Origin of the sequence: Xanthomonas sp. LMG 12459, assembly GCF_009192905.1 — a bacterium.
In the GTDB taxonomy this organism is placed as follows: Bacteria; Pseudomonadota; Gammaproteobacteria; order Xanthomonadales; family Xanthomonadaceae; genus Xanthomonas_A; species Xanthomonas_A sontii.
Genome location: NZ_NSGT01000028.1, coordinates 1 through 23,058 on the forward strand (window position 1 = coordinate 1; position 23,058 = coordinate 23,058).

Genomic DNA, 23,058 nt, shown 5'->3' on the forward strand with positions numbered 1-23,058 from the left:
CGAGGACCTGGCGCGGCAGCGAGGTAACGATCCAGAACTGGCGGCGCGTCAAGTGGGGGCATCGGCCCTTCGATAGGGCGCGCAGTGAAGTTGAATTTTGTTCAGTGAATGTTAATATTTGTGGGTTGATTATCACAAAAAAAGGACTGCTTAATCGCCGTGATTAAGGGGCGCTGATTTGCATTCGGGGATTAGTGGATTGATATGCAATCAGACTCGCTTTTCAGAAAGGAAGTAATGGAAGCGCGTCAGCGCGAATGGCTTGGAACGATAATGGTGGCGACGCCACCATCGCGTTGGGTGACTACGTTACTTGCTGCTAGTTTTGCATCTGCGCTTATCTGTTTTTTGATTTTTGGTCACTATACCCGTCGGGAAACAGTGGCTGGGCAGCTAGTGCCACGATTAGGGATATTGAATGTTTTCGCTCCGAGCGCAGGCACAATAACTAAGGTGCTTGTTCAAAATGGGCAGGTGGTTAAGGCTGGGGACGAGCTACTGGAAATTTCCGACCAGCAAGATAGTTCCGCCTTAGGGGATACGCATAAATTAGTTGCACAGCAACTCGTTGCTCAGCACGAGCAATTGATAAGTGAGCTTGGAACCCAGCAAGCTATTTCACAGCAGAGCGCCAATGCTTTGCGCGGCAAGGTGATCTTACTACGACAGCAACTCACCCAGATCAACGAGCAGATGACGTTGGTTAGTCAGCAAATTGATGGGGCGCAGCGCATACTAGATCGTATGAAACCATTGGAGAAAAACGGTTACATTTCACCTTTGCAGATTCAACAGCAGCAGGCAGCTATATTTACTGATATGGCTGAATATAAGAGCCTAGTGCGACAACAGCTTGATGCGCGACAACAAATCGATGCTGGCAATGAGCAATTAACCCGGATTCCGCTGGAGGCAGCGAGCAAGCGCGGTGAAACCGAACGGCAAATAGCGAACGTATTGCAGTCAATTGCCCAGAACGAAGGCAAGCGGGCTCTTATACTGCGCTCACCACGTGACGGTGTTGTTTCCACGCTATTGCTTAACACTGGGCAGATGGTCAATCAATCACAACCTCTACTATCAATTTTGCCCGCAGGTAGCGCACTTCAAGCTCAGTTACTCGTCCCCAGTCGAGCCATTGGCTTTGTTACACGTGGCAGCAGGGTGGTATTGCGCTATCAGGCATTCCCATACCAGAAGTTTGGTCAGCAGTTCGGGCGCGTTACAGAAATTTCTCGTAGTGCATTAAGCACTGCCGAGGTTGAAACACTCACCGGGCAGCAGGCAATACAAAACCAGGAGCCGCTCTATCGCGTTCAGGTCACTTTGGATAGCCAGCAGGTAATGATCTATGGTAGGGCCGAGTCAGTAAAGGCAGGTATGGCGCTAGAAGCGGATATTTTGGTGGAACGCCGCACGCTGTTGGAGTGGGCTTTCGAGCCGCTTTACGGTGTGGGTTGGCATTTTTCGAGAATACCCAATGATTGAATCCGTCAGTAACGCACCATCGGAAGCCTCTCGAGGCGATACGCGCGATGGACTTCGCTTCGGCTGGTCACGAGCGTTGCCAGTTATCATGCAGACCGAAGCCGCAGAATGTGGCTCTGCATGTCTTGCGATGATTGCTGCATATCATGGGTATGATATAGATCTGCCAGAGCTTCGCCGTCGTTTTGCTACCTCGCTTAAGGGGCAGACGCTAAATCGTCTCATGGTTGTTGCGGATCAGCTTGGTTTTACATGTCGGCCGATGAAGGTGGACATCGAGGATTTGCGGAAGCTGAGTGTGCCATGTATATTGCATTGGGATATGAATCATTTTGTAGTACTGCGTAAAGTGGGGTCGGCTGCCGTAACTATTCATGATCCGGCTCAAGGAGCGCGTACACTTCATCTGAATGAAGTATCAAAGTACTTCACTGGTGTGGCGATGGAGATCACACCAAGTGCAAATTTCCGCCCAGCGAGTATTCGTTCCTCGATCTCACTTAGATCAATCATCGGCAAAGTGCGCGGTCTGATCCCGGCGCTTTCGCAAATTTTTATACTGGCGTTGGCTCTGGAAGTATTCACCTTGGCAACGCCGTTCTATCTGCAGTGGGTAATTGATCAAGTTTTGGTGTCTGCCGATCAAGAGTTATTGGTAATGCTTGGGGTCGGATTTTTGGGTGTTGTGTTATTGTCTGCACTTGTTTTTTCAATAAGATCTTGGGCCGTCACTTGGTTGGGGGCTACCTTGAGTGTTCAGTTGGCTAGTAATCTCTTCAGCCATTTGATGCGATTGCCTCAAGACTGGTACGAGAAACGCCACATGGGGGATATTGTGTCGCGTTTCGGCTCCATTCAGACTATTCAGCAAACCCTTACGTCTCAGTTTGTCAGCTCTTTTCTGGATGGGCTGATGTCACTGATTATTTTATTCGTAATGAGTTTCTATAGTTTCCAGCTGACTGCGTTGGTTGTCGGGTTATTTCTTATCTATGGGATCATTCGGTGGGTTTTCTTTTTGCCGCTGCGTCGAGCAAATGAAGAAAAAATAGTCTGCGCCGCTCGCCAACAGAGTGAGTTGTTGGAGTCTATCAAGGGCTCGATGTCTATCAAATTGGCTAACAGACAAAATGAGAGGCTCAGGCGCTATACCAATGCTACGGTTGCAGTGACTAATCGAGACGTTGGTATCCAGAGACTTAATGTTGCCTTTGTTTTTATTTCGCATCTTTTATTTGGTTTGGGTCGTGTAGTCTTGATTTGGATCGCCGCTGTTGCGGTTATGCGCGGAAACTTCACAGTCGGTGCATTGATTGCTTTTATTGCGTATGCTGATCAGTTTACTAACCGGGCGGCAGGATTTATTGATAAGTTTGCGGAATTTCGCGTACTAAAACTACATGCTGAGCGGGTTGCCGATATTACGATGACAGAACCCGAGCACATTGCCTGTATAGCTTGGCGTGGGCCGATTCCTGAGCCTAGTATCGAATTGGTTGATGTGAGCTTTCGCTATGCAGATAGCGAGCCATGGATATTAAAGGATTGCAATCTTCGCATAGAAGTAGGCACTTCATTGGCGATTGTTGGCCCTAGCGGGGAGGGCAAGAGTACTCTAGCCAAAATCATTCTAGGATTGCTGGTTCCGACCAAAGGTCAGATTCTATTTGGAGGGATCGATATTCGTAAGTTGGGGGTGAACAATTATCGGATGTGGACTGCTGCTGTCATGCAGGATGACCAACTTTTCGCTGGCTCCATATCCGAAAACATAGGATTCTTCGATCCTGATTTTTCGCAAGAGAAGATCGTCGAGGCCGCACAAATGGCGGCAATTCATGAGGACATCATGCGTATGCCAATGGGGTACCAAAGTTTGGTAGGCGACATGGGATCAAGTCTTTCGGGGGGGCAGAAGCAACGCGTAATTCTAGCGCGAGCTCTCTATCGGAAGCCCAAGGTGATTGTGCTGGACGAGGCGACTAGTCACCTGGACGTCGAATGTGAAATTTTGGTTAATTCAGCCATTGGGCAACTTAACGCTACGAGAATTATCATTGCTCATAGACCTGAGACATTTTCCAAGTCAGATATTGTGATGGCAATGCATAATGGCCGACTCACGTCGGTGGACGAATTTCATGGCAATCAAAGATGCGGCGCATGAAAATGGCTTGATTGCTTAAGGCTTTGGATTGTCGTTAAATGATATTTTCTCAAAATCCTTGCATTTCTACCTTTGTTTGATGGCTTCTGAATTAAGTCTTGGGTTAAAGGGTGAATGTAGTGATCTTGTTAATTAAAAATAAAATCAGTGATAAAATTGGCGTGGCTGAAAGGCTTTTCATTATTGTAAGTTCTGCTGAATTGGGTAGTATAGTAAAAATATTTTTTTCGATAATATTGCTGACGCAAGTCCTATTGCCAAGAGACTTGTATGCTATGCAATTGGGTGGCTGTCTAAAGTCGAAGCTTGCGGTCAATGCGTCAATGACGAAGGCAACGCTTCATATTGGCGCGGACCATCGACCAAAGCTGGATGAACAGGATTGGTTAATCTCCTCCCATTTGAATCCGGGTTTCTATAGCTATACGTTGGATATAAGACGTACTGTTTTGCCTGAGGGACGGGAGTACCCGTCGGTCATTCGGCTTGCGCCAGACACAGTAATCATTAGCTTACGTAAATTCATGAGTTCGACGTCCAAAGACGCAGATCGCATTTGTGAAGATGTTGCCGTGATTGCAGACGATCAACCTGCGGGACAACTGCCTCATGCTGTCATTGATGGATATGTTTTTGTCAGTAATGGGCGCTCCATGAGTGCCCCGCATACTCTTGCTGATAAGCGTATTTCGCAAATATTTGTTGACTATTATGTGGATTCATTGAAGCGTTCCCAGAAATTTTATCGTTCATTATTGGGTGCTGAAAAGAGTGATATAGTCAGCGTTTTGTTTATTATTAATGACGTTGATGATGCCGGGAGTGGTTGTCGCTATGCTGGCAGCTCGTTGCCAGGTTTGCTACTAATAGGGCTGCGCAGTGGGTGCTTGAAAAAAGAACAGGATATTCCAGAGGACCTCTTGCATTTCATTGCACATGAAGCTTTCCATCAGTGGAACTTCGTTGTTGAAAGTGAGGGGTATGATGTCGATCAGAAATCAATGCGATTAATGTTACTTGAGGGCGGCGCAGAGCTAGCTGCCGACCTCTTTCTGTCACAGCATAAAAGCGGACATGGTCATAGTATTGAATATTATGTCAATGCGGCAACTGAGAGTTGTATTGATGACGCTGCCTACTTGCATCGGCCTGTTGTCGATTTGATTAGTGGTGGTGATAGTCAACTTGCCTATCCTTGTGGTGAGGTCTATACCTTCTTGCGGATGATGTCTTTGACGTCGGAGCCTATAAGTGCATTCGGTCGACTTTGGAAGTCAATACTGTCTGCTCCGGGAAGTGACATCATCGGACCTGACGCTTCTCTTGAAGCCAAATTTTTGAGAAGTGGTGTATCTCTGGAGGTTTTCGCCAAACTTTTCTACATGAAGGGATATTTACTTAGTGTGGCTAAACAGCCGGACAGGTCGCAGGGGTTTCGTGTTGCCGTTGAACTGGTGCGCGAAATTTCGCGTAATGATTGCAGCGGAACTTATGGCTTGTACACGGGAGGTGGGAGAATTGTCATCGATCCCAGTTTGAAGCAATGCCATAACTTGCTTGCCGGGGGTAAACCGATCGCAGTCGATGGTTTTGGACTTTATGAAGTTCCTCTGGAGGCGCGGCGGGCTTGGTTAGCGGCATGCGATGCCGCTAGTTCGGTTAGGGTTACCTACGATGGGGCCGAGCCATCCAACGTAACCTGCATCTCAAAGCCCAAAGATTTGTATCTGCCTCTTCACCTCTCACGCATATCGCAAGGAGTAGGCCGTGATTAATGGTATAAATGCTCCCATTTCTCTGCCAATCGAAAGTCTCCATGAGCTTCAGGTTATAATGAAGGTTGCTGAGCGCTGCAATCTTGCTTGTAGCTATTGTTATTATTTTTTTATGGGTGATGAATCATACAGGCAACGTGATCCCATCATGAGGCAGGAGAATTTTGGTGGTATTGTGGAGTATTTGCGGGAGGGTGTAGTTGACTTAAATATAAAAGCAACTAGCATTGTATTTCACGGCGGCGAGCCAACTTTAATGCGCCCGCGTGACTTCCGTGTATTGATTGGTAGTCTGCGCGATGCATTGGCGCCGCTCTGTCGTTTGAGCTTTGGCATTCAGACTAATGGCTACCACATGAATAAGGAGTGGGAAGATTTAATTTCTGAATTCCAGATTTCCGTTGGAGTCAGTTTGGATGGGCCTGCCGAATATAATGATCGCTTCAGAGTAACGCATAAAGGAAAGGGCTCTCACTCCAAGGTTGTTCAAACCATTGCCCGTCTTCGTGGGCTCGAGAGTGAGGGTAAGATCAGCGAGATCGGTGCGCTTAGTGTAATTGGACGAGACTTGCCGGTCGGAAGAACATTTGATCATTTTGTTGATGATTTGCAATTCAAGTACATTGGGTTTTTGCTGCCAGATAGAAGTCATGATGATCCATTTGCTAATGGTGACTCTCCTGAAGCTTATGGTGAAGCGCTAATTGAGTTGTTCGAGAAGTGGCTCGATCATCAAGATGTCTCTGTTCGAGAGGTCAATAAAGTCCTGCGCTATTTTCAGAGTTACGCCGAATGTGACCAGCCATCTGTGGATATATTTGAAAAGCGGTCTCATGTGGTTGTCATACAGAGTACTGGCGAGATTAATTGTGATGATTCGCTGATTCCAGCTTTGGACTGGCGGAATTCGCAGCGTTCGTATCATGTAGATAATTCAAGACTTCGTGATTTTATCAATGATCCTGGTTTGGCTGGAATAGACAGGGCGCGATCAAAGCTCCCCGATGTTTGCAATGAGTGCGGCTGGGTAAAGATTTGTGGAGGGGGGGCGCTGGAGAATCGCTTTAGTAAATCTCGCGAATTTGATAACCCTAGTGTTTATTGTGCCGGGCTGAAGAAATATTTTGCTCACATTGGGCGTTATCTCATTGATAACGGATATCCGAAGGATTTGTTCGAGGAGAGATTGCGGCTCGATGGCGTGCATCAACCTACGTTTGCGATTTGATGTGTGCTTAATTAGATCAGGTTGCCTATAAGCTTCTGCCAGGTCGGCCACTCTTGGTAGGGTATTTTTAGTGGCCTTAAATGCTGTATAAAAAGGAGATGGCTAATGACGCAGACTGAAAAAAAGACACGTGGTGAGAAGCTTGTGGCTCGCCTTCTAACTCCGCAAGAAGTTGACTTGGTTGCGGGTGGTGAGTTTACAACCTATGCCCAGAGTGGTCAGGGCTACTGCAAGTTTGATCAAAAGAGCGGTGGTTACGATCAAAAGTGCCCGTCGCCATCGTCGCGGACCTAGATTTTAATAGCACCATGCGAGGCAGCCCTGGCTGCCTCGCTTTATTACGGGGGTAGGGTGAATTTTAGAAGTTTGGGTAAAACAGGATTTCGTGTGTCAGAGCTGGCGTTCGGCACATGGCTAAATATTGGGCAGCGTCTTGATGATTCCGCTAGTTCCAAATTAATTTCTATGGCTTATGATAAGGGCGTGAATCTCTTTGATACCGCAGAGAACTATGGGTGGGGTGAGGCCCAGCTCGCCCTTGGAAGGATTATTCATAATTCAAATTGGCCTCGAGACTCTTATTACATTTCCAGCAAAGCATTTTATGGCAGTAGACAGCATGAGATTCCAATGCAGCGTGGTCTGTCAAGGAAGCATCTGTTGGATTCTTGCAATGATGCACTCAGGCGGTTGCGTTTGGATTATCTCGATCTTTACCTGTGTCATGCCTATGATCCGGGTGTGAGTATTGAGGATATAGTGTGGACAATGCATATTCTTATAATGCAAGGCAAGATAATGCACTGGGGAACCTCTAAGTGGACTGCTAGTCAAATTCAGTGCGCGCGTAGTTTTGCCCTTGAGAATCACTTGATTGGGCCGTCGCTTGAGCAGCCAGAGTATAATCTATTAACAAAGAAGACGGTCGAGGGTGGGCTTGTTAATTTGGTTGAAACGTGTGGGTTTGGCTTGATTAGCTGGTCGCCATTGAAACAGGGTATTTTGGCTGGTCGCTATTGTGATGGTATCAAGATTGGTTCGCGTTTTTCATTTTCCGACTTCAAGACATTGAAGGATTCTGTATCTTGGCCCCAGTATTCTATGTGGATTGACTTTGCGAACTGGCTTGGGGGCTATTCTAGAGAGCTGGGGGTTTCACAGGCTCAGTTGGCGATCGCTTGGTGCTTGAAGAATCGTATGATTAGTAGCGTGTTACTCGGTTGCTCGAACAAGGTCCAGTTGGATGAGTGTTTGGGAGCTAGCGCCGTCGCGGCGCGCATAACGCCAGAAATGTGGCTTGAGATGCATGATCTTGGAGGCGACTACGATGCAACCTAGAGAAGCTCTGAACCTATTGGCGGAATTATCAGAATCTGACCGAGTGCGTGATACATGACGTGGCCGAGCTTCTCTGATGCCAAGCATTTCGGTAAGTGCAGGCCGACTCGCTGGCATGTGCTACATGCGTCGATGGGAGTGGTGCATTGGAGGGTTAGTGTGTCGCTGTCGCAGATACAGTCGCACTATCCAAAGGCTGGGCCATGTCCGCCATTCTGGAGGGCTGGAGAGGACGTTGAGCATCCACTTCCTGCAACATTGGTATGCGATGCCCGCGCCGTGTATGCGTCGCCGCGGTCGATACCGGCGTTGAGCCGATAGCCAAACGAGTCCGGGCCGTTGGCGCGCCCGCCTGCATCCAACTGCGCCGAGAATACTCTGTCGTTGCGGTAGCCGATCGTGGTGGCGAGCAGTGGGGTGTCGATGGCGCGCTTGGTCTGGTAGCTGACGATGCCGTCCTGTGGGCCGAAGCCGTACATGAAATCGCCCAGGCCTTTCAGTGCCTGAAGCTATTGCACCGCTTCCAGCGGGAACTCGCCACCCCATTCCATCAGCATCGGTACGCCGCCGACGCAAAAATTGCGTAAGTGGCATCTTCGCTGTCGGTGACGTCTCATTACCGGATCGGTCACGGCATGCGGGTATTGCAGCCCAAGCCGTGTCTACGCCGACCCGCGCAGAAGACCGGCAGTTATCCCCAATCCCCAATCCCGGGGTTCAATGCAACAACGCCGCCACCGCCTCGCTGAACTGGTGGCGGGCCTGCGAAGAGGCCGGGTCGCCATGCAGCTGACGCACGGCCCGCGCCAGGCGGGCGGCGCCGACGAAGCCGCAGCTGGCCTGCAGCCGGTGCAGGTGGCTGCGCACGGCCTGGTCGTCGCTGAGTTGCAGGGCCGAGGCCACCGCATCGCGGGTGCCGGGCAGCTCGGCCAGGAACAGTTCGCGCAATGCGATCAAGTGCGCGCGCTCGCCGTTGAGCGCGGCCAGCGCGGTGGTCTCGTCCCAGTCCAGGGTCGGTTCGGCGGTCCCGGCGGTGCCGCCGAGGCGGCCGCGCGCGAGCAGCCGGCGCACCGATTGCAGCAGCCGTTCGGTGCTGAGCGGTTTCAGCAGCACGTCGGCGAACCCGGCGTCGAGCAACTGCGCGCGGACCGTGGCGCTGGTGTCGGCGGTATGCGCCAGCCCCAGGGTGCCGGGGCGTTGCCGCTGCAACTGGCACAGCAAATCGCTGCCGCTGCCGTCGGGCAGGTTGGCGTCGATCAGCCACAGGTCGTGCGCCTGCGCCTGCGCGCGGGCGAGGGCGCTGGCGACGGAGTCGGCCAGGTCCACCTGGGCCGGCAGCGCCTGCAGCGTCGCGTCGAAGAAAGCGCGGCTGATCGGGTCGTCTTCGACGAGCAGCAGTCGCGTTACCGGGTCCTGGTTCGATGCCATGCTGATGCCTCCATGCGGCGTGGTCGCATCCCGCGCGGTGGCGCGCGTGCGTGCGCCACTTTGCCTCGCCGGCGCGGCAATCGCAAGCCGGTCCCGGCCCGGCCCATCTGCGACAATAGCCGCCCTTTTCCGCCCGCAGCCTGTTGCCACGTGGCCCGATCCAGAAACCGTCTCGACCGCACGCCCTTCCAGACCGACATCGCCGACCTCAGCCACGATGGCCGCGGCGTGGCCCGCCGCGAGGGCGACAAGGTCGCCTTCGTCGCCGGCGCGCTGCCCGGCGAGACCGTCCTGGCCGAACCGACCGCGCGCAACCGCCACTTCGACGAGGCGCGCACCGTGCAGGTGCTGCAGGCCTCGCCGCAGCGGGTGACGCCGCGCTGTCCGCATTTCGGCGTCTGCGCCGGCTGCGTGCTGCAGCACCTGGCCGAGGACCAGCAGATCGTCGCCAAGCAGCGGGTGCTGACCGAGAACCTGGAGCGCATCGGCCACGTGACCCCGCAGGCGGTGCTGCCGGCGTTGACCGGCGCGCCCTGGGGCTATCGGCGCAAGGGCCGCTTCTCGGTGCGGCGGGTGGAAAAGAAGGACAAGACCCTGGTCGGGTTCCGCGAGCAGGATCCGCGTTTCGTCGCCGACCTGTCGGTCTGCCACACGGTGATCCCGCAGATCGGCTTCAAGGTGACCGCGCTGGCCGAGCTGGTCGAAAGCCTGGACGGCAAGCGCGACATCCCGCAGATCGAGTTCATCGCCGGCGACGCCGCGGTGGCGCTGACCTTCCGCCACATGCAGCCGCTGAGCGCGCGCGACCAGGATGCGCTGATTGCCTTCGCCCAGGAGCACGACTTCGCCATCTTCCTGCAGCCCGGCGGTGTGGACAGCGTGCACCCGCTGTATCCGCAAGCCGTGCCGCTGTCGTTCCGGCTGCCGCAATGGGACGTGGAACTGGCGTTCCGGCCGCTGGACTTCATCCAGGTCAACGCCGCGCTCAACGAGAAGATGATCGCGCACGCGCTGGCGCTGCTCGACGCGCAACCCGACGACCGCGTGCTGGACCTGTTCTGCGGCCTGGGCAACTTCACCCTGCCGCTGGCGCGCACCGTGCGCGAGGTGGTCGGCGTGGAAGGCGACGCCGGGCTGGTGGCGCGCGCGCGGGACAACGCGCAGCGCAACGGCCTGGACAATGCCCAGTTCTTCGCCGCCGATCTGACCCAGGACCAGCGCCAGGCGCCGTGGATGCGCCAGGGCTTCGACAAGCTGCTGCTGGACCCGCCGCGCTCCGGCGCGCTGGAGGTGCTGCAGCAACTGCCGCTGAAACAGTTCCAGCGCATCGTCTACGTCAGCTGCCATCCCGGCTCGCTGGCGCGCGACGCCGGCTACTTGGTCAACGAACAGGGCTTCGTGCTCAAGGCCGCCGGCGCGATGGACATGTTTCCGCATACCGCGCATGTGGAGAGCATTGCGGTGTTCGAAAAGCCAGGAATGGGGAATCGGGATTAGGGATTCGTCACAGCGGCTGCGCGCGCGGTTTAAGCTTTTTCCATTCTCCTTTCCCCATTCCCGATTCCCATGGCCATCGAAATCGAACGCAAATTCCTCGTCATCGGCGACGGCTGGCGCGCGGCGGCGCACGCGGTGATTCCGATGGCGCAGGGCTATCTCAACGACCAGGCGGCGCTGGCCAGCGGGGCGCAGAAGGCGTCGGTGCGGGTGCGGGTGCAGGGCGAGGCCGCGTTCCTCAACCTCAAGTCGCGCGAGCTCGGGCATACCCGCCAGGAGTTCGAGTATCCGATCCCGCCGGACGATGCGCGCGCGCTGCTGGCGCTGTGCGTGGGCGGGCTGATCGACAAGCGCCGGCATCTCGTGCAGTACCAGGGCCATCTCTGGGAAGTGGACGAGTTCCTCGGCGACAACGCCGGGCTGGTGGTCGCCGAGATCGAGCTGGACAGCGCCGACGAGGCGTTCGCCACGCCGGACTGGCTCGGCGCCGAAGTCACCGACGACCCGCGGTACTACAACGTGGCGCTGGCGACGTGTCCATTCTGCGAATGGACGGGATTGGGGAGTGGGGATTCGGGATTGGCAAAAGCGTAAAGCCAAACGCCGCACGCGGCCCGCTTTTGCGAATCCCCAATCCTGAATCCCCGCTTCTCGCGGCGATCGGGCTTATGCTTTTGCCAATCCCGAATCCCCAATCCCGAATCCCAGCTGATGCGCATCGATATCTGGTCCGACGTGGTCTGTCCCTGGTGCTGGATCGGCAAGCGCCGGTTGCAGCAAGGTCTTGCGTCGCTCGGCGCGGATGCGCCGGCGCTGGAGATCCACTGGCATCCGTATCAGCTGGATCCGGACGCCGGCACCGAGCCGGTGCCGTTGCGCGAGGCCTATGCGGCCAAGTTCGGCGGTGCGGCGCGCACCGAGCAGATCCTGGCGCAGACCCAGGCCACCGCGCGCGCCGAAGGCCTGCCGTTCGACTTCGGTCGCGGACAGGTGCGGGTGACCACGCTGCCCGCGCACCGCTTGCTGTGGCTGGCGGCGCGCGAGGGCGATGTCGACGCGGTCGCCGAGGCGCTGTTCCATGCGCACTTCGCCGAGGGCCGCAACCTGGCCGAGGTGCAGACGCTGTGCGATGCCGGCGCCGCCGGTGGGCTGTCGGCGGCGCGGGTGCAGGCGCTGCTGGCCGGCGACGAGGGACTGGACGAGATCGAGGCGGAACTGCAGCAGGCGCAGGCCATGGGCATCCGCGCGGTACCCACCTACGTCATCGATGGCCGCCAGGCGCTGCAGGGCGCGCAGCCGCCGGAGGTGTTCGTGGCCACCGTGCGCGGTTTGCTGGCCGACGCCCAGGCGGGCCGCGATTGCGGTCCGGAGGGGTGCGCGGTCTAGGAACGCGCGCGCGGCACGTTTCGATCCGTGCGCGGCAGGTCGCCCGCCAGACCGTCGTCTCGGGGCCGTAAAGAGACTGCCCGCGGTGTGCGCAGACGTCCTGTCAGGCACGATGCTGGCGCGCCGGGGCGTCCCCCTGCATTCCGCGCGCCCATTCCGGCCACGCCGACCAGGCTGCCGGCCGCGAGGTTCGCCTGCCGGGCGCGGACCATGCGATCTGCTGTGCGGCCCGGCGTTGGTTGCGCCGCGCATCGCTGCGCGCGCCACCGCTCCGTCCGCGTTCATTACCGAGACGTGTCAGCTGGCAGGGGCGCGACCTGCCGCCGACGCCGGCATCTGCGACAATGCCGACCCACAGGCGCCTGAACCGCGCCGGCAGGAGGAATCCCCCGCATGCTCGCGATCGGCGTTGCCGGTACCGAACTCACCGCGCAGGAGCGCGACTGGCTGCAGCACGATGCGGTGGCCGGCGTGGTCCTGTTCAAACGCAATTTCGCCTCGCGCGCGCAGGTGACCGAGTTGAGTGCGGCGATCCGCGTCGCCACGCCGCGGCCGCTGCTGCTCTGCGTGGACCAGGAAGGCGGGCGCGTGCAGCGCTTCCGCGAGGGCTACAGCGCATTGCCGCCGCTGCAGGATTTCGGCGCGCTGTACGCGCGCGATCCGGCCGCGGCGCTGGAGATGGCCGAGCAGCACGCCTGGCTGATGGCCAGCGAGATCCGCGCCAGCGGCATCGACCTGAGCTTCGCCCCGGTGCTGGACCTGGCCCGCGGCAACCGCGCCATCGGCGACCGCGCCTTCAGCGACGATCCGCAGGTGGTCGCGGCCTTCGCCGCGGCCTACGTGCGCGGCATGCACAGCGTGGGCATGGGCGCCACTCTCAAGCATTTCCCCGGCCACGGCACCGTGCTCGAGGACACCCACGTCGACAACGCAGAGGACCCGCGTTCGCTGGACACCCTGCGCCAGGAAGACCTGGTGCCGTTCTCCGCCGGCATCGCCGCCGGCGCCGATGCGGTGATGATGGCGCACGTGGTCTACCCGCAGGTGGCGCCGGAACCGGCCGGCTACTCGCCGCGCTGGATCCAGCAGATCCTGCGCCAGGAGCTGGGCTTCCGTGGCGTGGTGTTCTCCGACGACATCGGCATGGCCGCCTCGTTCGCCGCCGGCGGCGTCGCCGCGCGGGTCACTGCGCACCTGGACGCCGGCTGCGACGTGGTCCTGGTCTGCCACCCGGAACTGGTCGAAGACTCGCTGCAGGCCGTGCGCGATCGCCCGCTCAACACCGCCGCGCTGCTCGGCCTGATCGGCCGCGGCGGCCTTGGCTGGGACGGCCTGCTGGCCGATGCCCGCTATGGCCACACCCAATCCCATCTGCTCTCCACCTTCGGAAAAACCGCCTGATGTCCACTCTCACCATCGCCCAGGCCCTGGCCCAGGCCGACCTGCTGGTCGATCGCACCCGCATCGACCAGGCCATCGCCCAGATGGCCGACGCCATCGCAGCCGACTACCGCGGCGAAACCCCGGTCTACCTGACCATCATGCACGGCGCGCTGCCGTTCGCCGGCCAGCTGGCGCTGGAACTGGGCAGCCGCGGCCAGGACCTGCAACTGGACTACCTGCACGCCACCCGCTACCGCGGCGAGACCGTCGGCGGCGAACTGGTATGGAAGCACCGCCCGGCCACCGCGCTGTACGGTCGCCGCGTGCTGTTGCTCGACGACATCCTCGACGAAGGCCTGACCCTGAAGGCAGTGCGCGAGTGGTGCCTGGAGCAGGGCGCCACCGATGTGCGCATCGCCGCGCTGACGGTCAAGCGCCACGACCGCTGCGTGCCCGGGGTCAGCGCCGACTATGTCGGCGTCGAAGTGCCGGACCGCTACGTGTTCGGCTTCGGCATGGACGTCAACGAGGCCCTGCGCAACCTGCCGGCGATCTACGCGATGAAGGAGTAAGCGGCCAGGCGAGCCAGCCTCGCCTGCGTGGCTGCCGTTTCCCGCTGCCGGCGCGCGTCGCCGGCGCAGGTATTCCCTTTCGTTCGAGGTTCCGCATGGACAACATCGCACTGGCCGTCATCGGCGGCACCGGCGTCTACAAGCTCGCACAACTGGACGATGTGCAGACCCACGAGGTCGAGACGCGCTACGGCGCGCCTTCCGGCCCGGTGCGGGTCGGCACGCTGCTCGGCCACCGCGTCGCCTTCCTGGCCCGCCACGGCGAAGGCCATTCGCTGCCGCCGCACAAGATCAACTATCGCGCCAACCTTGCTGCACTGCAGCAGATCGGCGCCACGCGCGTGCTCGCGTTGAACACGGTGGGCGGCATCACCGAGCGCTTCGGCCCGCGCGTGCTGGCCTGCCCGGACCAGTTGATCGACTACACCTGGGGGCGCATCTCCACCCTGTGCGAAGAGCCGGGCAGCGAGGTGTTGCACGTGGATTTCGGTCATCCGTATTCGCCGCTGCTGCGCAGCAAGATCCTCGCCGCCGCGCGCGTCACCGGCACCGCGCTTGTGGACGGTGGCTGTTACGCCGCCACGCAGGGGCCGCGCCTGGAAACCATCGCCGAGATCGCGCGGCTGCGCCGCGACGGTTGCGACCTGGTCGGCATGACCGGCATGCCCGAAGCCGGGTTGGCGCGCGAGCTGGGCCTGGACTACGCCTGCCTGGCGATCGTGGCGAACTGGGCGGCCGGCTGCGGCGACGCCGAGGAAATCACCCTGGCCGAGGTGCTGGCCAATGTCGAGGCGGCCTCGGTCGGGCTGCCGGAGCTGGTGGGGGAACTGGCGCGCGGGTGATTGTCTTCGTTGCGCAAGCTTTGCATACTCCGCCGGTGCGGCTGCCGCACAACCACCACCCATTCACTGCAAAAGGTCTCGCATCACCATGCCGAACGGTACCGTCAAGTGGTTCAACGACGCCAAGGGATTTGGTTTTATTTCTCCGGAAGACGGTAGCGCCGATGTGTTCGCGCACTTCTCCGCGATCAACTCCAAGGGCTTCCGCAGCCTGCAGGAAGGACAGCGTGTCAGCTACGACGTGACCCAGGGTCCGAAGGGCGCGCAAGCCTCGAATATCACGCCGGTCGAGTAAGCGCGCGCGTTGACTCGGTTGTGCCTTGAACCCCGCTTCGGCGGGGTTTTTTATGGGAGACGCCGTGGTGTCGGCGTCGGCAGGCGGTGCGGGCAATGACGCAAGGATTGCAGATCGGGATCGTGGGGTATGGCACCGCAGGCCAGGCACTGGCGCTGCTGCTGGCGCGCGACGGGCACCGCGTGCAGGTGTTCGAGCGCGCCGCCGAGCCCGGGCCGGTCGGCGCCGGTTTCCTGCTGCAGCCGACCGGCCTGCAGGTGCTGTGGCGGATCGGCCTGCTCGAGCAGGCCCTGGCCTACGGCGCGCCGGTGCACCGCCTGTACGGCGAGACCCCGTGCGGGCGCGCGGTGATGGACATGCGCTACCACGACCTGGAGGCGCGCCTGTTCGGGCTGGGCATGCAGCGCGGCGCCTTGTTCGCCCTGCTGGCGCAGGCCTGGGACGGCTACGCCACGCTGCAGCGCGATACGCGCATCGTCGCCATCGACGACACGCTGCGCCGGGTGCAGGACCAGCACGGCCGCTGGCACGGGCCGTTCGACCTGGTGATCGCCTGCGACGGCTCGGCCTCGGCGCTGCGCGCGCAGGTGCAGGCGACGCGGCTGGACCGGATGTATCCGTGGGGCGCGCTGTGGTGCCTGCTGCCGCGCGGCGACTGGGCCTTCCCCGACGAACTGCGCCAGCGCTACGTGGCCGCGCGCAAGATGATCGGCCTGCTGCCGGTGGGCACCCGCCCAGGCGATGCCGAGCCCCGGGTGAGTTTCTTCTGGAGCCTGCCGACCGCCGAGTTCGATGCCTGGCAGGCGCGCGGTGTGCAGCCGTGGCTGGAGGAGATCGCGCAGTTGTGGCCGCAGGCGCGCGAACGCCTGGCGCAGATCGACGCACCTGCGCAACTGGCGCGGGCCAGCTACCGCGATGCGGTGCAGCGGCACTGGTACCGCGGCCGCCTGGTGCTGGCCGGCGACGCGGCGCATGCGATGAGCCCGCAACTGGGGCAGGGCGTCAACATGGCGCTGATGGATGCCTGGGCATTGAGTGAGAGCCTTCGCACCGCGCCGGACATCGACGCGGCATTGGCGCGCTACCAGGCGCAGCGCCAGGCGCACGTGGCGGTGTACCAGTTCTGGAGCCGCTGGCTGACCCCGCTGTTCCAGTCCGAGCGCGACGTGGTGGCGCGGCTGCGCGATGTGGGCATGTTGCCGGCCGGGCGCATGCCGGGGGGCCGCGGACACATGCTGCGCGTGCTCAGCGGCACCCAGCACGGCTGGTTTGGCAAGCTGCCGCTGGCGCCAGAGTTTCTCGAAGCGTTGCAGGACGCGGTGGCGCGACGCGTGGCGCTGCCGTAGGCGGCGAGATCGCGGACGCAGGTGGACGCGCGCTTGGGTGATTCGTCGCGGCGACGGCGCGTGCAGAGCGCAACGCGGCGAGCGCGGCCCGACGGCGATGTTCTGTCTTTGCACTTGCAACATTGTCGTGCCGCGATTCGCCAATCTTGTGCGGGAGGGGCTTCAGCCCCGGCACCCTTCAGTTGGTCGCGTCGGGACTGAAGTCCCTCCCACATTAGGGCAGTGCACTTGTTGCTTTGATCGCGGTCATGGGCTGCCCCGCGTTACGCCGACGCTTCCTCCGGCACGGTGCCAAGCACTCGCGCAATGCATTGCGACTGCATTGTGGGAGGGGCTTCAGCCCCGACGCCCTTCAGTTGTCGCGTCGGGACTGAAGTCCCTCCCACAGCATGGCATCGCACTCGCCACTTCGGTTGCAGTCACGACCAGTCGCCACCCCGCCCGATCTACGCCGTCGCCACTGGAAGGGCGAAGGCCGCGCCTTCGACGCAGGCGACCAGGCGCTCGCCCGGCGCCAGGACCGGGGCGACGCCGGCGGTGAAGTGCGAGAACGCCGGCAGCACGGTCATGCCGTCGCGCAGCCAGAACGCCGGCCAGCGCGGGCGAAGGCCCGGCAGTTTGGCCAGCGGGTGCAAATGTCCGCACAGCACATGGCGCTGCGCATCCGTCACCGGATCGTGACGCAACACGAACGGGCCGTCTTCCACCTGCGTGCCAAGCGGCGCGATGTCCAGCCCAGCGCCGGCCAGGGCGCGGTCATGGTTGCCGGTGATCGCCGCCACGCGCAGTTGCGGATGCTGCGCGCGCCAGGCATGCCACTGGCGTTGCCAGTCGGCATCGGGTGCGGCGCCGTGCAGCACGTCGCCGAGGATCCACAGTTCCGCCGCGTCCTGCGCCTGCAGCAGGGCCGACAGCCGCGCCAGGTCGAGCGCGGTGCCGCCGCGCGGCAGGCCGATGCCGGCGCGGCGGAAGACGTCGGCCTTGCCCAGGTGCAGGTCGGCGATCAGCAGCCGTCGCCGCGCCGGCCAGTACAGCGCGCGGTCGCCGAGCAGGCGCATCGGTTCCCCGGCCAGCAGCCAGTCCAGTTCAGCGCGCATTGCGCTGCTCCAGTTGCGCCGCCGCGCGCATCACCCGTGCCTTCCAGTCCTCGGTGCTGAGCTGGCCGCGGATGCTCTCGGCCCACAGCGGGAACGCCAGCGGGGTAAGGCTGCGCGGGCTGTGCAGCGCCAGCTCGCGCGCGGCGCAATCGTCCAGGGTGGCGGCGAGCCTGGTCAGTTCCATCTCGCCCTGCAGCACCTCGCGCTCGGCCTGCGCCAGCAGCAAGTGCTCGGGATCGAAGCGGCTCAGCACGTCGTACAGCAGGCCGCTGGAGGCCTGCAGCTGGCGCAGGCTGCGCGGCAGGCGGCCGGGCAGGCTGGGCGGCAACAGGCCGGCGACGCGGGCGATCTCGCGGAACTGGCGGCGCGCCAGTTCGCCGAGGTTGAGGCTCTCGCGCAGATCCTCGAACAACTGCGCCGGACTCAGCAGTTCGCGCAGCAGCGCCGCATCGATCGGCGCGTCCTCCGCCGGCGACAGCACGAAGCCATAGTCGTTGGCGGCGAAGCTGAAGGTATTGCGCTGCCGTCGGCCCCAGCGCAGCGCCAGCAACGCGGCCAGGCCTTCGTGCACCTGGCGGCCGGCGAACGGATACACGAACAGGTGCTGGCCGTCGCGGGCGCGCACGCGCTCGGCCAGCAGCCGCTGCGGTGCCGGCAGAGCCGACAGCGCGCGCTGCAGGCCGAGCAGCGGCGCCAGCGCGCGCAGTTCGGCCTCGCCACGCGGATCGGCGAACACCGCTTCCACCTCGCGGCCCAGTTCCGAAGACAGCGGCATGCGCCCGCCCATCCACTTCGGCACGCTGCCGTCGCCGCCCTTGGCCAGACGCACGTAGGCGGTCATGTCCTCCAGTCGCACCAGTTCCAGCAGGCGCCCGGCGAACTGGAAGCGATCGCCGCGGCGCAGACGGCCGACGAACTGCTCCTCCACCGCGCCGAGCCGGCCGCCGCGCAGGAAGCGCACCGCGACGCTGCCATCGCTGGTGATGGTGCCGATCGACAGGCGATGACGCAGGGCGATGCGGCGGTCGTGCACGCGGTACCGGCCGTCCGCGTCCAGCACCACCTTGCGGTAGTCCGGATACTGCGCCAGCGCGCGTCCGCCCTGCACGACGAACTCCAGCACCGCCTGCCAGGTCGGCGCATCCAGCATGGCGAAGGCGGCGGTGCCGCGCACTTCGGCGTACAGCGCGTCGGCAGCGAAGCCGCCGCCCAGTGCGCAGGTGATGCAGTGCTGCGCCAGCACGTCCAGCGACAGCCGCGGCGAGGGCCGCGATTCGATGCGGCCATGGGCGATGGCGCGGCGCGCCGCGGCGTACTCGACCAGTTCCAGCGCGTGCGAGGGCACGCACAACACGTGGCCGGCCTCGCCGGGGCGGTGCTTGGCGCGGCCGGCACGCTGCAGCAGCCGCGCCACGCCCTTGGGGCTGCCGATCTGCAGCACCTGATCGACGGCGGGGAAATCCACGCCCAGGTCCAGGCTGGAGGTCGCCACCACGCAGCGCAGGCTGCCGTCGCGCAGGCCCTGCTCGGCCGCGCTGCGCAGCGCTGGGTCCAGCGAGCCGTGGTGCAGCGCCAGGGTGTGCGCTTCTTCCGGCCACACCGAGGTCAGCGCCTGATGCCACAGCTCGGCCTGCGCGCGGGTGTTGGTGAACAGCAGGCTGGTGCGCACCGCGAAGAGTTTTTCCAGCACCCGTGGCAATTGCGCCAGGCCCAGGTGCCCGGCCCAGGGAAAGCGCTCGCCGACCGCGGGTGCCAGCGTCTCCAGGGTCAGGGTGCGCGGCTTGACCCCGGCCACGATCGGCGCCTGCGGCAGGTGCGGCAGCAGCACGTCGCGCGCTTCGTCCAGGTTGCCGAGCGTGGCCGACAGGCCCCAGGTGCGCAGCGTCGGCGCCCAGCCGCGCAGCCGCGCCAGGCACAGCTGCAGCAGCACGCCGCGCTTGTTGCCGAGCAGCTCGTGCCACTCGTCGACGATCACGCAGCGCAGCGTCGCCAGTTGCGGCGCGGTGTCGGGATAGGACAGCAGCAGTGCCAGCGATTCGGGCGTGGTCACCAGCACGTCGAGCTTGCCGCTGCGCGCCAGGCGCTTGTCGCGGGCGCTGGTGTCGCCGGTGCGCAGGCCGATCTGCCAGTCCAGGCCCAGCGCCTGCGCCGGTTCGCGCAGCGCGCGTACCGTGTCGGCGGCGAGCGCGCGCAACGGGGTGATCCACAGCACCTTGAGGTCGCGCTGCGCCTGCCGGCGCGTGCGCGGCGGCGCGACGGTCTTGGCAGTCGCGCTGGCGCCGTTGCCACGGGCGGGCTTCTGTTTGGCGGCGGCCGCCTGCGCCGCGGCCTGCGCACGCAGACCCTCCAACAACGGGCCGCCGAACGCAGCCAGGGTCTTGCCGCTGCCGGTGGGCGTGTGCAGCAGCCCGGAGCCGCCGTCCAGGTACTGCCGCCACAGCGCGCGCTGGAACGGCAGCGGTTGCCAGCCCTGCTGCGCGAACCAGGCGTGCAGCGGCGCATCGGCCGGGCGCCGCCGCGCCGCGGTTGCGCTCATCGCGCCAGCGCCTGCAGCGTGGTCAAGCGGTCGGCCTCGGCGAACGGCTTGTCGTGGCGCCAGCGCAGGATGCGCGGGAAGCGCACGGCGATGCCGGACTTGTGCCGGCTGCTGCGATTCACCGCCTCGAAACCGAGCTCGAACACGTGATACGGCGTCACCGCGCGCACCGGGCCGAAGCGCTCGGTGGTGTGCGCGCGGATCCAGCGGTCCAGCGCCAGGATCTCGCTGTCGTCCAGGCCCGAGTAGGCCTTGGCCACCGGCACCAGTTGCTCGCCGTCCCACAGGCCGAAGGTGTAGTCGGTGTACAGCGTGCTGCGCCGGCCGTGACCAGCCTGCGCGTACAGCAGTACCGCGTCGATGGTCAGTGGCGCCACCTTCCACTTCCACCAGTCGCCACGGCGGCGGCCGGACTGGTAGGGCGACGTCGCACGCTTGAGCATCAGCCCTTCCACGCCTTGCACGCGCGAATCCTCGCGCAGCGCCGCCGCCTGCTCCCACGTCGCGGCCTGCACCTGCGGCGACAGCGTGAGGCGCGGATCGGCGTGCGCCTCCAGCAACGTTTGCAACTGCGCGCGGCGCTGCTGCAGCGGCTGCTCGCGCAGGTCCTGGCCGTCCAGTTCCAGCAGGTCATAGGCGAGCACCCGCGCCGGCGTATCGGCCAGGGTCTTGGCACCAGGCTTGCGTCGCTGGATGCGGGTCTGCAGTGCGGTGAACGGCAGCGGCGCGGGCTCGCCTTCGCGCCAGACCAGCAGCTCGCCATCGATCACCGCATCGCGCGGCAGCGTCGCCGCGGCCGCCTCGATCTCCGGGAAGCGCCCGTCCAGGCGTTCCTCGCCACGCGACCACAGCGCCACTTCGCCGTCGCGGCGGATCAGCTGCAGGCGGATGCCGTCCCATTTCCACTCCAGCAGCCAATCGTCGAGAGCGCCGAGCGTGGCGACTTCGGCTTCCAGCGGCGAGGCGAGGAAGAACGGGTAGGGCTGCTGGCGGTCGCTGGGCAGCACCTCGTCGGACAGCAACTGCTCCAGCGCCTGCGGCGTCGGCGACCAGGCGCCGAGCATGCGCTGGGCGATGCGTGCGATGTCGATCCCGGACATCGCTGCCAAGGCTTGCTGCACCAGTCGCTGCGACACGCCCACGCGCAGCGCGCCGGTCAGCAGCTTGTTGAACAGCAGGCGCTCGTCGAAGGCCAGGCTGCGCCAGCCGGCCACCACCGCGGCGCGGCGTGCGGTGTCGTCCTGTGCGGCCACCGGCAGCAGGCGCTCCTCGATCCAGTCGCGCAGCGGTGCCGGGTCCGGGGTTTCCGCCGGATCGTCGAGCAGCAGGGTCAGGGTCTCGGCCAGATCGCCGACGTGGTCGTAGCTGTCGTCCACCAGCCAGCCGGGCAGGCCGCTTTCCTGTGCGATCCATTCGCGCAGTTCGCGGGTGTTGGCGATGCGCCGCAGTTTGCCGCCGCTGAGCAGCCAGATCGCCCAGGCCGCGTCGGCGGGCGGCGCCTGCTCGAAATACGCCACCAGTGCGGTGCGCTTGTCCAGCGTCGCGGTGCTCTGGTCCAGTTGCCGGTACAGCGCGGCGAAGCGCTTCATTCCTCGCCACCATAGTCGGTACGGAACGCCTCGGCGGCGACACCGCGTTCGTTGAGCGCGCGGATGATCGCGTCGGTGTTGCCGTGGGTCGCAATCACGCGCCGCGCGCCGGTCTCGTCGATGGTGCGCAGCAGATCGGGCCAGTCGGCATGGTCGGAGACCACGAAGCCGCGGTCGTAGTTGCGCCGGCGGCGGTTGCCGCGCAGCCGCATCCAGCCCGAGGCGAAGCCGAGTTGCGCATGGCGGAAGCGGCGCAGCCACGGGCTGCCGGCGGCCGACGGCGGCGCCAGCACCAACTGCCCGGCGTAGTCGGCGCGCTTGTCCAGTTCGGACACGGTGCGCGTGTCCAGCATCGCCACGCCGGCCTCGCGATACACCGCCACGCCGGCCGCCACCGCGCCGTGCAGCAGCGCCGGCTGGTCGTCCCACGGCTGCAATTCGGCGAGCACGCGCTGCGCCTTGCCCAATGCGTAGCAGAACAGCACCGCGGCCTCGCCGCGCGCGCCGCATTCGCGGCGCCAGGCGACGATCTCGCGCGCCACCGCGCTGGTGTCCGGCCAGCGGTACACCGGCAGGGCGAAGGTGGCCTCGGTGATGAAGGTGTCGCAACGCACCACCTCGAACGGCGCGCAGGTCGGATCCGGCTGGCGCTTGTAGTCGCCCGAGGCGACCCAGACCTCGCCATCCACTTCGATGCGTACCTGCGCCGAGCCGAGCACGTGCCCGGCCGGATGCAGCGACACCTGCGCGCGGCCGAGCGTGAAGCGGGTGCCGTAATCGTAGGCCCGATAGGCCTGCTCGCCCAGCCGCCAGCGCAGGATGGGCAGGCCGGCGGCGGCGCAGTGGTATTCGCCCATGCCCGAGCGCGCGTGGTCGCCGTGGCCGTGGGTGATGACCGCGCGCGGCACCGGCCGCCAGGGATCGATATGGAAATCGCCGGCGGGGCAGTACAGCCCTTCCGGGCGCAGCACCACCAGGTCCTGGGAAGCGGCATTCGGCATGGGCGCCACTGTGTCCAAGCCGGTGTGCAGGAGATGAGAATCCGCCCCGCGCGTTCGCGGCGACGCGACGGATCGGCCACAATGCGTGCA

General features: G+C 62.5%; 19 protein-coding genes. 13 read left to right on the forward strand and 6 right to left on the reverse strand.

All coding sequences use genetic code 11. From position 1 onward, the window contains the following. Nucleotides 1-237: 237 nt before the first annotated feature. The 5 genes from CEK65_RS07255 (at nucleotide 238) to CEK65_RS07275 (ending at nucleotide 7,996) form a co-directional block, all read left to right on the forward strand. Complete coding sequence (locus CEK65_RS07255; protein WP_152181249.1) at nucleotides 238-1,488, forward strand: HlyD family efflux transporter periplasmic adaptor subunit; 1,251 nt, start codon at nucleotides 238-240, stop codon at nucleotides 1,486-1,488. Continuing rightward, nucleotides 1,481-3,655, forward strand: coding sequence for a peptidase domain-containing ABC transporter (locus tag CEK65_RS07260; protein ID WP_152181250.1), 2,175 nt, complete (start codon nucleotides 1,481-1,483; stop codon nucleotides 3,653-3,655). The genes CEK65_RS07255 and CEK65_RS07260 overlap by 8 nt, the downstream gene beginning before the upstream one ends. A gap of 110 nt (nucleotides 3,656-3,765) precedes the next feature. Next, nucleotides 3,766-5,430: a hypothetical protein gene (locus CEK65_RS07265; RefSeq protein ID WP_152181251.1), complete on the forward strand. Its 1,665-nt coding sequence runs from the start codon at nucleotides 3,766-3,768 to the stop codon at nucleotides 5,428-5,430. Nucleotides 5,431-5,488: 58 nt separating this feature from the next. Beyond that, the gene (locus tag CEK65_RS07270; protein ID WP_152181252.1) at nucleotides 5,489-6,658 is read left to right on the forward strand and encodes a radical SAM protein; all 1,170 of its coding nucleotides are present in this window, start codon (nucleotides 5,489-5,491) and stop codon (nucleotides 6,656-6,658) included. Nucleotides 6,659-7,045: 387 nt separating this feature from the next. Then, entirely contained in the window at nucleotides 7,046-7,996 is a 951-nt protein-coding gene (locus CEK65_RS07275; RefSeq protein WP_193314718.1) for an aldo/keto reductase, read from the forward strand. A 185-nt stretch (nucleotides 7,997-8,181) separates the two neighbouring features. On the opposite strand, the gene CEK65_RS07280 is transcribed toward CEK65_RS07275, so the two are convergent. Together CEK65_RS07280 and CEK65_RS07285 are read right to left on the reverse strand one after the other, a co-directional pair. Further along, on the reverse strand, nucleotides 8,182-8,475 hold the full coding sequence (locus CEK65_RS07280) for a hypothetical protein (protein WP_226980502.1): 294 nt from the start codon (nucleotides 8,473-8,475) through the stop codon (nucleotides 8,182-8,184). A 238-nt stretch (nucleotides 8,476-8,713) separates the two neighbouring features. Further along, nucleotides 8,714-9,430 (reverse strand): response regulator, encoded by a 717-nt coding sequence (locus CEK65_RS07285; RefSeq protein WP_191091320.1) that lies wholly within the window; start codon nucleotides 9,428-9,430, stop codon nucleotides 8,714-8,716. 144 nt (nucleotides 9,431-9,574) lie between these two features. Here CEK65_RS07285 and rlmD point away from each other — a divergent pair, with 144 nt between their 5' ends. The 8 genes from rlmD (at nucleotide 9,575) to CEK65_RS07325 (ending at nucleotide 16,745) form a co-directional block, all read left to right on the forward strand. After that, entirely contained in the window at nucleotides 9,575-10,921 is a 1,347-nt protein-coding gene (rlmD, locus tag CEK65_RS07290; protein ID WP_152181254.1) for a 23S rRNA (uracil(1939)-C(5))-methyltransferase RlmD, read from the forward strand. A gap of 69 nt (nucleotides 10,922-10,990) precedes the next feature. Continuing rightward, nucleotides 10,991-11,515 carry a CYTH domain-containing protein gene (locus tag CEK65_RS07295; RefSeq protein WP_152181255.1) on the forward strand — a complete coding sequence of 175 codons (525 nt, stop codon included), beginning with the start codon at nucleotides 10,991-10,993 and terminating at the stop codon, nucleotides 11,513-11,515. A 117-nt stretch (nucleotides 11,516-11,632) separates the two neighbouring features. Continuing rightward, entirely contained in the window at nucleotides 11,633-12,307 is a 675-nt protein-coding gene (locus CEK65_RS07300) for a DsbA family oxidoreductase (RefSeq protein WP_152181256.1), read from the forward strand. Between the two features lie 393 nt (nucleotides 12,308-12,700). Then, entirely contained in the window at nucleotides 12,701-13,708 is a 1,008-nt protein-coding gene (gene nagZ, locus CEK65_RS07305; protein ID WP_152181257.1) for a beta-N-acetylhexosaminidase, read from the forward strand. Beyond that, complete coding sequence (locus CEK65_RS07310) at nucleotides 13,708-14,262, forward strand: hypoxanthine-guanine phosphoribosyltransferase (protein WP_017917414.1); 555 nt, start codon at nucleotides 13,708-13,710, stop codon at nucleotides 14,260-14,262. Before nagZ ends, CEK65_RS07310 begins: the two co-directional genes overlap by 1 nt. A 95-nt stretch (nucleotides 14,263-14,357) precedes the next feature. Beyond that, the gene (locus CEK65_RS07315) at nucleotides 14,358-15,104 is read left to right on the forward strand and encodes an S-methyl-5'-thioinosine phosphorylase (protein WP_010342285.1); all 747 of its coding nucleotides are present in this window, start codon (nucleotides 14,358-14,360) and stop codon (nucleotides 15,102-15,104) included. An 88-nt stretch (nucleotides 15,105-15,192) separates the two neighbouring features. Continuing rightward, nucleotides 15,193-15,399, forward strand: a complete 207-nt coding sequence (locus tag CEK65_RS07320; protein WP_003488188.1) for a cold-shock protein — start codon at nucleotides 15,193-15,195, stop codon at nucleotides 15,397-15,399. 95 nt (nucleotides 15,400-15,494) lie between these two features. Next, on the forward strand, nucleotides 15,495-16,745 hold the full coding sequence (locus CEK65_RS07325; RefSeq protein ID WP_043090379.1) for an NAD(P)/FAD-dependent oxidoreductase: 1,251 nt from the start codon (nucleotides 15,495-15,497) through the stop codon (nucleotides 16,743-16,745). A 446-nt stretch (nucleotides 16,746-17,191) separates the two neighbouring features. Here CEK65_RS07325 and pdeM read toward each other — a convergent pair whose 3' ends face one another. From pdeM to CEK65_RS07345, 4 genes are read right to left on the reverse strand one after another with little or no spacing between them, the layout of a single operon-like run. After that, entirely contained in the window at nucleotides 17,192-17,842 is a 651-nt protein-coding gene (gene pdeM, locus CEK65_RS07330; protein WP_152181258.1) for a ligase-associated DNA damage response endonuclease PdeM, read from the reverse strand. After that, on the reverse strand, nucleotides 17,832-20,378 hold the full coding sequence (locus CEK65_RS07335; RefSeq protein WP_152181259.1) for a ligase-associated DNA damage response DEXH box helicase: 2,547 nt from the start codon (nucleotides 20,376-20,378) through the stop codon (nucleotides 17,832-17,834). Before CEK65_RS07335 ends, pdeM begins: the two co-directional genes overlap by 11 nt. After that, entirely contained in the window at nucleotides 20,375-21,967 is a 1,593-nt protein-coding gene (locus CEK65_RS07340) for an ATP-dependent DNA ligase (RefSeq protein WP_152181260.1), read from the reverse strand. The genes CEK65_RS07335 and CEK65_RS07340 overlap by 4 nt, the downstream gene beginning before the upstream one ends. After that, entirely contained in the window at nucleotides 21,964-22,968 is a 1,005-nt protein-coding gene (locus CEK65_RS07345; protein ID WP_010342292.1) for a ligase-associated DNA damage response exonuclease, read from the reverse strand. The genes CEK65_RS07340 and CEK65_RS07345 overlap by 4 nt, the downstream gene beginning before the upstream one ends. Nucleotides 22,969-23,058 lie beyond the last annotated feature (90 nt).